The 12,886-nt window shown below is 46.5% G+C and carries 14 protein-coding genes and 1 pseudogene; 7 read left to right on the forward strand and 8 right to left on the reverse strand.

Annotated features, from left to right (window positions below):
* The first annotated feature begins 8 nt into the window (after positions 1-8).
* Positions 9-1,253, forward strand: a complete 1,245-nt coding sequence (locus P3L57_RS02060) for an MFS transporter (RefSeq protein WP_083244552.1) — start codon at positions 9-11, stop codon at positions 1,251-1,253.
* Between the two features lie 88 nt (positions 1,254-1,341).
* Here the strand turns inward: P3L57_RS02060 and P3L57_RS02065 are convergent, their stop codons facing one another.
* Positions 1,342-1,785 carry a YcxB family protein gene (locus P3L57_RS02065; protein ID WP_252188298.1) on the reverse strand — a complete coding sequence of 148 codons (444 nt, stop codon included), beginning with the start codon at positions 1,783-1,785 and terminating at the stop codon, positions 1,342-1,344.
* 136 nt (positions 1,786-1,921) lie between these two features.
* Entirely contained in the window at positions 1,922-2,863 is a 942-nt protein-coding gene (locus tag P3L57_RS02070; RefSeq protein ID WP_044161909.1) for a DMT family transporter, read from the reverse strand.
* A 123-nt stretch (positions 2,864-2,986) separates the two neighbouring features.
* Between P3L57_RS02070 and P3L57_RS02075 the strand changes: the two genes are divergently transcribed.
* A complete protein-coding gene (locus P3L57_RS02075; RefSeq protein WP_059353091.1) occupies positions 2,987-4,321 on the forward strand; it encodes an aminotransferase-like domain-containing protein in 1,335 nt (444 codons plus the stop codon).
* Here the strand turns inward: P3L57_RS02075 and P3L57_RS02080 are convergent.
* The 6 genes from P3L57_RS02080 to P3L57_RS02105 form a co-directional block, all read right to left on the reverse strand.
* Complete coding sequence (locus P3L57_RS02080; protein ID WP_044161905.1) at positions 4,316-4,990, reverse strand: 4'-phosphopantetheinyl transferase family protein; 675 nt, start codon at positions 4,988-4,990, stop codon at positions 4,316-4,318. The two genes, P3L57_RS02075 and P3L57_RS02080, sit on opposite strands and share 6 nt — an antisense overlap.
* Before the next feature lie 104 nt (positions 4,991-5,094).
* A complete protein-coding gene (locus P3L57_RS02085) occupies positions 5,095-5,742 on the reverse strand; it encodes a YczE/YyaS/YitT family protein (RefSeq protein ID WP_024120192.1) in 648 nt (215 codons plus the stop codon).
* Between the two features lie 124 nt (positions 5,743-5,866).
* Complete coding sequence (tcyC, locus tag P3L57_RS02090) at positions 5,867-6,610, reverse strand: cystine ABC transporter ATP-binding protein TcyC (protein WP_069487494.1); 744 nt, start codon at positions 6,608-6,610, stop codon at positions 5,867-5,869.
* A 13-nt stretch (positions 6,611-6,623) separates the two neighbouring features.
* Positions 6,624-7,328, reverse strand: a complete 705-nt coding sequence (gene tcyB / locus P3L57_RS02095) for a cystine ABC transporter permease TcyB (protein ID WP_024120194.1) — start codon at positions 7,326-7,328, stop codon at positions 6,624-6,626.
* Positions 7,315-8,121 (reverse strand): cystine ABC transporter substrate-binding lipoprotein TcyA, encoded by an 807-nt coding sequence (gene tcyA, locus P3L57_RS02100; RefSeq protein WP_044161903.1) that lies wholly within the window; start codon positions 8,119-8,121, stop codon positions 7,315-7,317. Before tcyA ends, tcyB begins: the two co-directional genes overlap by 14 nt.
* A 115-nt stretch (positions 8,122-8,236) precedes the next feature.
* Positions 8,237-9,109, reverse strand: coding sequence for a transcriptional regulator BsdA (locus tag P3L57_RS02105; protein WP_059353092.1), 873 nt, complete (start codon positions 9,107-9,109; stop codon positions 8,237-8,239).
* Between the two features lie 88 nt (positions 9,110-9,197).
* Here P3L57_RS02105 and P3L57_RS02110 point away from each other — a divergent pair.
* The 5 genes and pseudogenes from P3L57_RS02110 to P3L57_RS02130 all read left to right on the forward strand — a co-directional run bounded on the left by P3L57_RS02110 (position 9,198) and on the right by P3L57_RS02130 (position 12,864).
* Positions 9,198-9,813: pseudogene (locus P3L57_RS02110) on the forward strand (non-oxidative hydroxyarylic acid decarboxylases subunit B).
* 2 nt (positions 9,814-9,815) lie between these two features.
* The gene (gene bsdC / locus P3L57_RS02115; RefSeq protein WP_044162203.1) at positions 9,816-11,237 is read left to right on the forward strand and encodes a phenolic acid decarboxylase BsdC; all 1,422 of its coding nucleotides are present in this window, start codon (positions 9,816-9,818) and stop codon (positions 11,235-11,237) included.
* 17 nt (positions 11,238-11,254) lie between these two features.
* A complete protein-coding gene (gene bsdD / locus P3L57_RS02120; protein WP_044161900.1) occupies positions 11,255-11,482 on the forward strand; it encodes a phenolic acid decarboxylase subunit BsdD in 228 nt (75 codons plus the stop codon).
* Positions 11,479-11,943: a pyridoxamine 5'-phosphate oxidase family protein gene (locus tag P3L57_RS02125; RefSeq protein WP_044161899.1), complete on the forward strand. Its 465-nt coding sequence runs from the start codon at positions 11,479-11,481 to the stop codon at positions 11,941-11,943. The genes bsdD and P3L57_RS02125 overlap by 4 nt, the downstream gene beginning before the upstream one ends.
* Before the next feature lie 75 nt (positions 11,944-12,018).
* Positions 12,019-12,864 (forward strand): alpha/beta fold hydrolase, encoded by an 846-nt coding sequence (locus P3L57_RS02130; protein ID WP_044161898.1) that lies wholly within the window; start codon positions 12,019-12,021, stop codon positions 12,862-12,864.
* Positions 12,865-12,886 lie beyond the last annotated feature (22 nt).

The raw sequence follows: 12,886 nt of genomic DNA on the forward strand, positions 1-12,886 counted from the left end.
AGGAAAACATGTCTCGGCATATCCTTCGCGCGTCTCCTAAGATGAAATGGTTAGTATTGCTGTTCACGTTTGTCTTCGCCATCGGAATGAACTCATTCAGAAATTCCTTTCAATTTTTTATGCTCCCGATGGCAGAGACCTTTCACGCCGATCGGTCGCTGATTTCGGCTTCCGTCAGCATTTTTATGATTACAACAGGTGTCGTTCAGTTTTTTGTCGGCTTTTTTATTGACCGGTTCAGCGTCAGAAAGATTATGGGGATCGGCGCCATTTGTATCAGCGCAAGCTTATTGGCGCTCCCGCAGTCGCCGAATGTCCATATATTTTCCGTGATCTACGGAGTGCTCGGCGGAATCGGCTATTCCTGCGCGGTTGGCGTGACGACACAGTATTTTATCAGCCGCTGGTTTGACACGCATAAAGGCTTGGCGCTCGCCATTTTGACCAATGCAAATTCAGCCGGTTTGCTGCTGCTGTCACCGATTTGGGCTGCGGCTCCTTACTATGCAGGCTGGCAAACTGCGTATACAATATTGGGCATTTTCTTAGCGGCTGTCCTGCTGCCTCTTTTGGCCTTCGGAATGAAGCACCCGCCCAATGTCCAAGGGCAGTCCGTGAAAAAATCTTATGACTGGCAGGGATTTTGGAAGGTGTTAAAGCAGTCCCGCCTCATTCATATCCTGTACTTCGGCGTATTTACGTGCGGATTTACGATGGGAATCATTGATGCTCATCTCGTTCCAATGCTGGAGGATGCGCATGTCTCTCATATCAACGGAATGATGGCTGCATTCGGGGCGTTTATTATCATCGGGGGATTATTGGCAGGCTGGCTGTCAGATTTGCTTGGCAGCAGAAGCGTGATGCTCTCCATTTTGTTTTTCATTCGTCTCATCAGCTTGATCTGCCTGCTCATTCCCGCACTCGGCATTCATAACAGTGAGCTCTGGTACTTGTGCTTTACGCTGTTATTCGGGCTCAGCTACACAGGCGTGATCCCGCTGACTGCTGCGTCCATTTCTGAAAGCTTTCAAACCGGGCTTATCGGCTCGCTCCTAGGCATCAATTTCTTTATCCATCAAATCGCCGGCGCTCTCAGTGTGTATGTGGGCGGATTATTTTTTGACATGAATCATAATTATTTGCTGGTTACTGTTGTGTGTTTGGTTCTTGTAAGTTTATCAGCATTATTGGAGCTGGTGCCAATCAAAAAACACAATCATGTTCATAACGAAGAGAGTGTTGAGGGGTAAATCTCCATTAGCTGATGAGAATGTTACTCAATGGAGCGGCATATCTCATTAACATAAAAAAAGAGGGAAAACCCTCTTTTTAAGTTTGTCATTTTACTTTTTTGGCACGTACATGTTCTTTTACTAGCTGTCTGAATGAGTGGAGCTCATTTTCGAATACAAAAAAACGTTTAGGAACTAAGATGACCTGGTGACTAGAAGTTTTGATAGAGAAAAAGTGTTTATAGTCTGCAACTGCCCTTATTTCATCCCATTCAAACAATGTATCGTAGTTTTTGGATTGAATTCGAATGCCTTGCCGGTTAATGGTATAAGTCCTTTTGCGTTTTAGCCGTTTATTGTTCTTATAGCTGGTACGCAGCCGTATATAATGAAAAGCAATCAAAAGCAATGTAAAGATCAAGGATAGAATCGCTATGAAAATACCATTATATATCACTTCGAGTGTTTCGCTGTCATAAACGGTAATCGGAAATCCATAAAGCGAATACACCAGTAAAGATAGAAGAAAAATATAAATAAAATAAAACAATGCTGATATCCTTTGCCGGGATAAAAAATAACATCTCATATCTTGTAATGAAATGGCTCCCTCTAGGAAGACACTGTGTTGAATCATTCTTACACTGCACCTCAAACCATTTTTTCTTCAACTCTAACATAACATCTCATTTGTTCATAGAAATGGATTTTTCGGTTTGCTTTCTTTTTCGGAGACCGGCATTGCTTCCCAGCACGCCGATGATAATACAAACCGCACCGGCAAGGTGATACCAGGCTAGGCTTTCGTTCAAAACCACAACTCCGGCAATCATCGTCACGATGGTGGACAAATGATTAAAGGCACTCATTTTAAACGCCTCAATCCGGGACAGCGCATAGTTGGACATAAACGAAGTCACGAGCGAAGATAACACGCCCAAATACACAATCGCGAGAATAAAGCCGGGTTCCCGGAATGGATGGAAGTAAGTGCCGACCGTTCCGGAAGCGCCGTGCCGAACCAAGGCGATGGCATTGAAGACGACAAATCCGATCGCTGACATGATGTAGGTGAGCTCTATCAGCCGGAAACGCTGTGTCATTTTTCTTGCGGCGGTATTGTACATAGCTGAAGACAGAGCGGACAAGAGAATGAGTACAGATCCCTTTAGGCTGGCCGATTCAACGTTCACGCCCTTCATCACAAAAATAAACATGACGCCCGCAACTGATAACACGGTAAACCCTTTTTGAGCCCACGTCGATCGCTCTTTTAAAAAATAAGCGGCAAAGACCATTGTAAAAATCGGAATCGATGCCTGAATGATCCCGGCTTCAGAGGATGACGAGTACACCAGGCCGAATGCCTGAAAGCTGAAAAACAGCGCCGGATACAGCAGGGCGAGCGGCAAAATGGCCATTACATCTTTTAAACGGATGGACAGCTTCACCCATCCGAATAAGACAGGTATAGTAGCCGCTGCAAACGCAAGGGTGAACCGGTGTGCAAGAATATCAAATGGTTCTGCCGATTGCAGCGCGATTTTCACAAAAAGGAAGGATAAACCGATAATCAAAGCATTTAACATAGCTGCAAGATAAGCTGAGGTTTGCTGGTTTTTATACATATAGGAAGTGCTCCTTTATATAAATAATAGAGCCGGCCGCTCCCTTTTATTGTATGGGGAGGATAGGAACGGTACAATGAGAAAAACAATGAACTGTACCGGTACAAAACAGGGGGAGAAAGAATGGAGAAGTATATCAGTCTCTTAATACAGATAGAGGAAATGATGCAAAGCAGTGTCTATCAAGAAGGAGACAGGCTGCCTTCCATCAGGCAGCTGTCCGCCCGCTATCAAGTCAGCAAAAGCACGGTGATCCGCGCGCTGCAAGAGCTGGAAAAACGCCATCTCATCTATTCTGTTCCGAAAAGCGGTTATTATCTTGTGAAAAAAACGAGAAAGCCGCATCACGGCAAGTCAGGCCCAATCGACTTTGCAACGTCTGCGCCGGACCCTGATATTTTTCCGTATGTGGATTTTCAGCATTGCATCAACAAAGCAATTGATACATACAAGCATGATTTGTTTCTCTACGGAACGCCGAAGGGCCTCCCGTCGCTCATCCGTGTTCTGCAAAAGCTGTTTGCTGATCAGCAGGTATTTGCGGACGAGCGTCATATGTTTATCACATCCGGCGTCCAGCAGGCACTATCCCTGCTATGTGCAATGCCGTTCCCCAATGGGAAAGAGAAGATCGCCATTGAACAGCCGGGCTATCATTTGATGATTGAACAAGTGGAGACACTGGGCATCCCCGCATTCGGGATAAAAAGAACGGAGCAGGGGCTTGATTTAGCGGAAGTCGAGCGGCTGTTTCAAACAGAACCGATCAAATTTTTTTATACGATGCCACGCTTCCATAACCCGCTTGGGAGCTCACTGGCCGAACGGGACAAACGAGAGCTGGTAAGATTGGCGGAAGCCTATGACGTCTATCTTGTTGAGGATGACTATCTCGGTGATCTCGAGGAAAATAAAAAGGCAGACCCGCTGTACGCATATGATCTGTCCTCACATGTGATTTATTTAAAAAGCTTTTCAAAAATGATATTTCCCGGCCTTCGCGTGGGGGCCGCCGTTTTGCCAGATGCGCTGACTGACACATTTCTTACGTACAAAAAGCTGAACGACATTGACTGCTCGATGATTTCCCAAGCCGCGTTAGAAATTTACATTAAAAGCGGAATGTTCGGCAGGCACAAGGAGAAAATCAGAAATTCCTATAAGGAACGGTCCCTCAGGCTTCATGAAGCCATTCAAACTCACGGACAATCGAGCCGCGGCCGCTTTCTATTTTCCAGCGGCCAGGCCCCGTGCATGCATACCCATCTGGTGCTTCCTGAGGATCTGCCGGCATCAAGAGTGATTCAAAAGATGAAAAAACAAGAGGTCCTTCTTGAAACGATTGACCGCCATTATTTATCAGATTATCCGAAAGAAAATCTATTAAAAATCAATCTTTCCAATGTGAAGACTGAAGATATTGAACGCGGCATTAAGCTGCTGATGAGCCATTTATAAAAGCGCTTCGTACGAGATCATCGTGATGTCCTCCGGGAAATCAGGGCGGGCGGCGCACACGGCCATTTTATAGCCGGGGTCTACCTCATACGTTTTGATAAAGCAAGGCGTATGGTGTTCCGGAAGCTCGACGGATACTCGGCCATCCTCATGCAGGCGCACGGAGAAGGAGTCAAGCGGCAGCGACAGGCCTTTGCCTTCCTGCTTAATAAAGCTCTCTTTCATAGACCATAGATGATAAAAATAATCGTTTTGCTCGTCTTTATGTTTGGATAAAAGATCGCTGTACTCGTTCTTCGAAAAGAAACGTTCGGCAATCCCGAGGCTGATTGGCTTCATTTTTTCAATATCGACGCCGATCGGATCTGAATCAAACGCGCCGATGACCCAATGGCCGGAGTGGGAAATGTTAAAGTGGGCATTGGGGAGGTTAGGGATGCAAGGCTTCCCGTATTCCTGCGCGCTGAATCGGATATCGGCTTTATTCAGCTGGTACTGCTCGCTGATGACAGAGCGAACAAGCACATCTCCCAGGAGGGTGCGGTGAGCATCTTCTTTATGATAAAATCTCCGGCATTTCTCCCGTTTTTCAGCGGAAACGAAAGACATCAGCCGATCCGTTTCTTCCTGTGAAAGCGGGCGGTCCATATAAATTCCGTAAATTTTCATTCTAGATCCTCCGTCTGCAAAAGATTGTCAAAACCATCCTATCATACTTCAACAAGACTCATATAGAGGAGAAAATAAAAAAACAAAGCCGAAGCGGCTTTGTTTTAGTGTATAGGCGGAGTTGCTTTCACAGCGGCTGTCCGCCTTGCCACAGCATAATTCAGCAGCTGGATTGACTGCGGCAATGAAAAGCGCAAAATGATACCGGTGAGGATGGCGGTCAAAATTGTACCTAAACCGATCGGACCGCCCATGCCCCATGCTGCAAACAAAATTGTTATTTCCATGCCGTTCCGCACCCATTGCACATTCCAGCCGGTTTTTTCTGTAATCAGCATCATCAGTGAATCACGCGGCCCCGCGCCAAGGCCCGCTGATACATAAACACCGACGCCGTAGCCGATCAGCAGCACGCCGAGAGAGAAGACGATGACGGAGCCTGTGTAGGTGGAGGGGGCAGGCAGAAGAAAATTGAAAAAATCTATAAAAACACCAATGAGCACCATGTTCAGGATCGCCCCGATTTTTGGCCAAGCCCTCGTAAACAAAGACGTGAATCCGACGATGAGCGCTCCAATAATGATGGACCACTGGCCGACGGTAAGCCCGAAGTGCTGAAACAGGCTGTAATGAAATGCATCCCACGGACTGATCCCCAGCGTTTTTCCTTCTATCGTAAGGGATACACCAAAAGACAAAATAAGCAGACCGGCAAAATAAAATGTCCAGCGCAGAACAAGTTCTCGCTTCACGTGAAGTCCCTTCTTTCGTAAAAATCAATCGATTGTCATTGTAGCATATCTGACAAAAGGGCGGAATAGGCGAAATGGGTTCAACAAAAAAACAGGGCCGCCGGCAGGCGCCCTGTTTTGGGTTTTACAACGGGTTCAAAATCCGATTCAAAAACCGCTGGGTCCGTTCTTCTTTTGGAGCAGAGAAAATTTCCTCAGGCGGCCCCTGCTCCACGATGACGCCGCCGTCAATGAAGACGACTTCATCCGCCACTTCCTGGGCGAATTTGATTTCGTGGGTAACAACGACCATGGTCCAGCCTTCATTGGCTAAATCCTTGATAACCTTCAGTACGTCACCCACAAGCTCAGGGTCAAGCGCTGAGGTCGGTTCGTCAAACAGCATCAGCTCAGGCTGAATTGCCAGTGCGCGGGCGATGCCGACGCGCTGCTGCTGTCCGCCGGAAAGCTGGAACGGATATAAATCCATTTTGTCCTTCAATCCGACTTTATCAAGAAGCTGAATCGCTTCTTTTCTGACTTCCTCTTTGTTTCGTTTTTGCACTTGAACAGGGCCTTCCATGACGTTTTCAAGGGCTGTGCGGTGAGGGAAGAGGTGATACGCCTGAAACACCATTCCCGATTTCTGGCGGAGCTGAAGGATATCCGACTGCTTCACTTTCTTTGAAAAATCGATGGAGAAATCATCAAATGCAAGCTCCCCGCGATTCGGGATTTCCAGCGCGTTCAGACAGCGAAGCAGCGTCGTTTTCCCTGAACCGGAAGGCCCAAGTATAGCGATGACTTTTCCTTTTTCTATCTTCATATCTATCTTTTTTAAAATTTCATTTTGACCGAATGATTTGTTTAATCCTTTAACGGAAAGCATACTCGGAACCTCCTTATTTGGCCACGTAGCGGTCAAGACGCCGTTCGATGACATGCTGGACGAGCGAAAGCAAGAAGCAGATCATCCAATAAATAAAGGCCGCTTCAATATAAATGACTAAAATCTGATCGAGATTGCGCGCGCCGATTTCCTGAGCTTTTCTGAACAGCTCAGCGACGAGAATCTGAGATGCAAGCGATGTATCTTTGATCAAGCTGATAAAGGTATTGGATAATGGCGGGATCGACACACGAAACGCCTGCGGCAAAATGACGCGGAACAGCGTCTTCTGGTGTGTCATGCCGATGGTATAGCCAGCTTCCCATTGCCCCTTCGGCACGGATAAAATAGATGCCCTGATGATTTCAGATGCATATGCGCCGACGTTTAAGGAAAAGGCAATAACTGCGCTTGGAAAAGGATCTAGTGTAATGTTAAAGGCCGGGAACAGATAGAAAATGATGAACAATTGAACGAGAAGTGGCGTGCCGCGTACGGCGGATACGTATACGCTGAACACCCATCTCAAAGGTCTCACTTTCGACATTCTGGCAAGCGCCGTAATCAGCGCCAGTATCATTCCGAATATAAAGGAAAGAATCGTAAGGGGAATCGTATAGTAGATTCCCCCTGAAAGTATCGGCCAGAATGACTGCTGCACCAGATCCCACGGGATCGCCGTGCCAAGCGTCAGTGCCGGTATATTATTTAGAAACATCTTCGCCGAACCATTTTTTAGAGATTTTAGAAAGAGTCCCGTCCTCTTTCATTTCTTTTAATGCTTTGTTGACTTGGTCGACAACCTCGCCGCTTCCTTTACGGAACGTGAAATACGTTTCCTGCGGATCGCCTGTTTCAAACGCGATTTTTACGTTTTTGTTGCCTGATGTTTTTAAATAGTTTAATACGGCAAGCTTATCGTTGTACGTCATGTCGACGCGGCCTTGCTGGATCATTTGAAGGGACTGCGCCATGCCTTCAACGCCTTCTACTTTCGCGCCGGCATTTGTAGCTAGTTTGTTATAGTTGCTTGTCAGTGATTGAGCTGACGTTTTTCCTTTTACGTCTTTTTCAGACTTAATATCGTTGTTGTCTTTTTTCGTCACGACAACGGCTCTTGATGTTGTGTATTTGTCTGAGAAGTCATATTGGTTTTCACGGTCTGTTTTTCCGACTTGGTTGGCAACGACGTCAAACCGTTTGGAATTCAGGCCGGCAAACATACTGTCCCACTGTGTTTCCTTGAATTCGGCTTTCAGTCCAAGGCGTTTTGCGACTTCTGTGATGACTTCCACGTCATAGCCAGTCAGCTTGTCATTGTCTTTGTCATGATAAGTGAACGGTTCGTACGTTCCTTCTGTACCGACTGTCAGTACGCCTTTTTTCTTAATCGAAGCCCAAAGATCGCCGTTTTTTCCGTTATCTTTTGACTGATTATCATTTCCTGCTCCGCAAGCTGCGAGAACTGCAATGCTTACGACCATGAATAAAGCTAAAAGTGCTTTTTTCATTCTATTCCCCACTTTTCTGATTAATTTTGTTGAAATGAAAAAATAGCTTACAAATCTAAAGGATAACTTTTTTTTAGTATGAGTCAAGTATTTGGTTTTCATGAGACAAAAACACTTAAAATAAATTCAAAAATTGCTGTACCGGTTTTGGCAAATAACTGTCAGTTCTCCACATGACAGCCGGTGTCATGACGAAGGGATTGTTTTCGATTTTAACTGTGTGAATGTGGTTTCTCATATGAACAGGAATCATGGTGACGGGCAGAATGGACGCGCCAAATCCTGATGAGACGAGACTGAGCAGTGTTGCTGAGTCGTGGCATTCACAAACAATACGCGGCTCCAGCTGAAGACGCTGAAATTCATTCATGACCTGGTTATAAACGCCTTTTCCGTTCACAGGCCGCAGCAGAATCAGCGGGAAAGAAGGGATATCCTCCATTTGAATGGTGTCTCCGCATGTATACTCGGCATCATCAGAAAGAACGAGCACACATGGAATGTCGTCAAGCTTTTTAAATTGGACGGTATCGCTTTTGATCATGGTTGTCGTGACAGCTGCGTCGATTTGCCGGCTTTCCAGCAGCTCTAACAGCGTTGCCGGTTCGTTCTCCCAAATATTAAAGGTGAGGTGCGGATATCTTTCTTTCATTTGCGTCACTTTCTCAAGCATAAGAGCGGCGCAATAAATCGTCGAACCCACAGCCAGCGTGCCGGCAACCTCCTCCCTCAGCTCTTGTACCTCAATGACCGCATCTTCAAACCTGTGCAGAATCTCTTTGGCTCTTTTGAGAAAAATGCTTCCTTCATATGTAAGAGTCATTTGTTTTTTCTTATTACGGTCAAACAATACAACACCCAGCTCATCCTCCAGCTGTTTGAGCTGCCTGCTTAGCGGCGGTTGCGCCATATGGAGCTTTTTGGCGGCAGAGGTGATTTTTTGTTCTTGGGCAATGGTAATGAAATATCGCAGCTGACGAATGTCCAAAGAAGGGCCTCCTTTTATATACCTTTTAGGTATTGATTATAGATTTAACGAATATTTTTCATATGGATATATCAGGAGTATGATTGAAATGAAGACAGAATTCAAGCGTGAAGGAGGGGCAAAATTTGAAACTCGTTGTCGGAATGACAGGGGCAACTGGGGCTATCTTCGGTGTCAGGCTATTAGAATGGCTGAAGGCAGCGGAAGTGGAAACCCATCTCGTTGTGTCTCCTTGGGCTAACGTTACCATCAAACATGAAACAGGCTACACGTTAAAAGAAGTTGAAAAGCTGGCCACATACACATACTCGCACAAGGACCAGGCGGCGGCCATCTCCAGCGGCTCGTTTGATACCGATGGCATGATTGTGGCGCCGTGCAGTATGAAATCGCTTGCGAGCATCCGCACCGGGATGGCGGATAATCTGCTGACTCGCGCGGCGGATGTCATGCTGAAAGAGCGGAAAAAGCTCGTTCTCTTAACAAGAGAGACACCCTTGAACCAGATTCATCTCGAAAATATGCTTGCACTCACAAAAATGGGAACGATTATTCTTCCTCCGATGCCGGCGTTTTATAATCAGCCGAGCAGCTTAGAAGAAATGGTCGACCATATTGTATTCAGAACGTTGGACCAATTCGGCCTGCGCCTTTCTGAGGCAAAGCGCTGGAATGGAATTGAAAAACAAAAAGGAGGAGCTTGATGATGGCTTATCAAGATTTCAGAGAATTTCTCGCTGCCCTTGAAAAAGAGGGACAATTGTTAACGGTGAATGAAGAGGTAAAGCCTGAGCCTGATCTGGGAGCAGCTGCACGGGCAGCCAGCAACCTCGGCGATAAAAGCCCTGCACTGTTATTTAACAATATTTACGGCTACAACAACGCGCAAATCGCGATGAATGTCATCGGCTCTTGGCCGAACCACGCGATGATGCTGGGACTGCCGAAAGATACACCGGTGAAAGAGCAGTTTTTTGAATTTGCGAAGCGATATGAACAGTTTCCGATGCCGGTCAAACGCGAAGAAACAGCGCCGTTTCATGAAAATGAAATCACAGAGGACATCAATTTGTTCGATATCCTGCCTCTTTTCAGGATTAACCAAGGAGACGGCGGTTACTATTTAGACAAAGCATGCGTCATCTCCCGCGACCTTGAGGACCCTGACACCTTCGGCAAACAAAATGTCGGCATATACAGAATGCAGGTAAAGGGAAAAGACCGCCTCGGCATTCAGCCTGTGCCGCAGCACGATATTGCGATCCATCTGCGCCAAGCTGAAGAACGCGGCATCAATCTTCCGGTCACGATTGCGCTCGGATGTGAACCGGTCATTACAACCGCGGCATCCACTCCGCTTCTCTATGATCAATCCGAATACGAAATGGCGGGAGCAATCCAAGGAGAACCGTACCGCATCGTAAAATCAAAGCTGTCTGACCTTGATATTCCATGGGGAGCAGAAGTTGTGCTCGAGGGAGAAATCATTGCCGGAGAACGTGAATATGAAGGGCCATTCGGTGAATTTACAGGGCACTATTCCGGCGGACGCAGCATGCCGATTATCAAAATTAACCGCGTGTATCACAGAAACAACCCGATTTTTGAACATTTATACTTAGGCATGCCGTGGACAGAATGTGATTACATGATTGGCATTAATACTTGTGTGCCGCTGTATCAGCAGCTAAAAGAAGCGTATCCGAATGAAATTGTGGCTGTGAACGCCATGTACACACACGGTTTAATCGCGATTGTATCAACAAAAAACCGCTATGGCGGATTTGCGAAAGCGGTCGGCATGCGCGCGCTCACAACCCCGCACGGACTAGGCTACTGCAAAATGGTTATCGTTGTCGACGAGGATGTCGATCCATTCAACCTGCCGCAGGTCATGTGGGCGCTCTCTACAAAAATGCACCCGAAACACGATGCGGTCATTATACCGGATTTATCTGTCCTGCCGCTTGACCCGGGATCAAATCCATCAGGAATCACGCACAAAATGATTCTTGATGCCACAACACCTGTTGCGCCGGAAACAAGAGGCCATTATTCACAGCCGCTTGATTCTCCATTAACAACAAAAGAATGGGAACAAAAACTAATGGACTTGATGAATAAATAAGGAAAGGATGATTCGACATGCATACATGTCCTCGATGCGATTCAAAAAAAGGAGAAGTCATGAGCAAATCGCCTGTAGAAGGAGCATGGGAAGTCTATCAATGCCAAACATGTTTTTTTACATGGAGATCATGTGAACCGGAAAGTATTACAAATCCGGAAAAATATAATCCGGCCTTTAAAATCGATCCAAAAGAAACAGAAACAGCGGTTGAAGTTCCCGCTGTTCCGGAACGAAAGGCCTGATCGGCGTGAACCGACTATCAGACCGTCTCTTTGAGCTGCTTGACGGGGAACGTCTGAAAGAAAAGCAGCATGAAGCCTTCGTTCTGCAAACGGTATCGGAGGACGGCTGGCCGCATGCCGCTATGATCAGCGCCGGAGAAGTCATCGCCCTGAATCGGACGGATATCCGGATCGCCCTGTGGAAAAACACAGAGACTGCGGGAAATATTCTTCGCACGGGACAAGCCCAGCTTACTGCATGGTGGAAAGGAGCCGCTCATTACGTGAAACTGCAATGTGAGCCGCTCCCGCCGCTGAATGATGCGGTCTATGACAGGGAACGCTTTGCCTGCCGTATCGCTTCAGCTAAGGAGGATGTTGCAAAGTACGCTGATATAACTTCCGGCGTCAGGATACAGCTTCACAATGCTGAAGAGGTGCTGAACAGATGGGAAGCAACGCTTGAGGAATTAAAACGATAAATGAAAAAGCCTGACGCCATGCGTCAGGCTTTTATTAGTATAATGAACCATATAAAGACAAAGGGGGCGTGAGGAATGGGCACAAAGGGGATCTGTTATTCAGACGGTTTTGATTTATCTTATTGTATTGAAGGAGAGGGCGCGCCGATTCTCGTGATCGGCAGTGCGGTTTACTACCCGCGTCTATTTCATCAGGATATCAAACAGAACTATCAATGGATATTTGCCGATCACAGGGGTTTTGCCAAGCCGGCGCGGGCGCTGCGGCCGGAAGATCAAAGCCTGGATGCAGTTTTGGACGATATTGAAGCGATAAGACGCCATCTTCAGCTTAAGGATTTTATCATCATGGGACATTCGGGGCATGCGTTTATGGCATTAGAATACGCCAGAAAGTACCCTGAGCATGTGCGAAAGGCCGTGCTCCTCAATTCAGCGCCTGATAACAGTCAAAAGAGACAGCGAGACAGTGAAGCGTTTTTTAGGGAAACAGCCAGCCCTGAGAGAAAGAAACGTTTCGAAAAAGATATTGCAAGTTTAGCAGGTGACATAGAAAAAGATCCTGAAAGGCGTTTCGTGCACATGTGCATTCGCGCTGAAGCGAAAAGCTTTTATAAAGAGAGGACGAATGCGGCAGCTTTATGGGAAGGTGTTGACACCAATATGCCGATCATAGATGAATTATGGGGACATACATTCGCGCAGATGAACCTCATACAGCGGTTAGCAGACGTTCATGTTCCTGTCTATATCGGTTTAGGCAGATATGACTATTTGGTTGCTCCTGTATCATTGTGGGATGCCATTGACGGTATATATCCGCATGTGAAGAAGGTCATCTTTGAAAAGAGCGGGCACCAGCCGATGCTGGAGGAACCGCAGACCTTCAGGCAAAGCTTAATGGAATGGATAGAAAAATAAAAATCCCGCAGAGCTGATCTGC

Source organism: Bacillus sp. B28 (assembly GCF_029536185.1).
GTDB classification, from domain to species: domain Bacteria; phylum Bacillota; class Bacilli; order Bacillales; family Bacillaceae; genus Bacillus; species Bacillus halotolerans.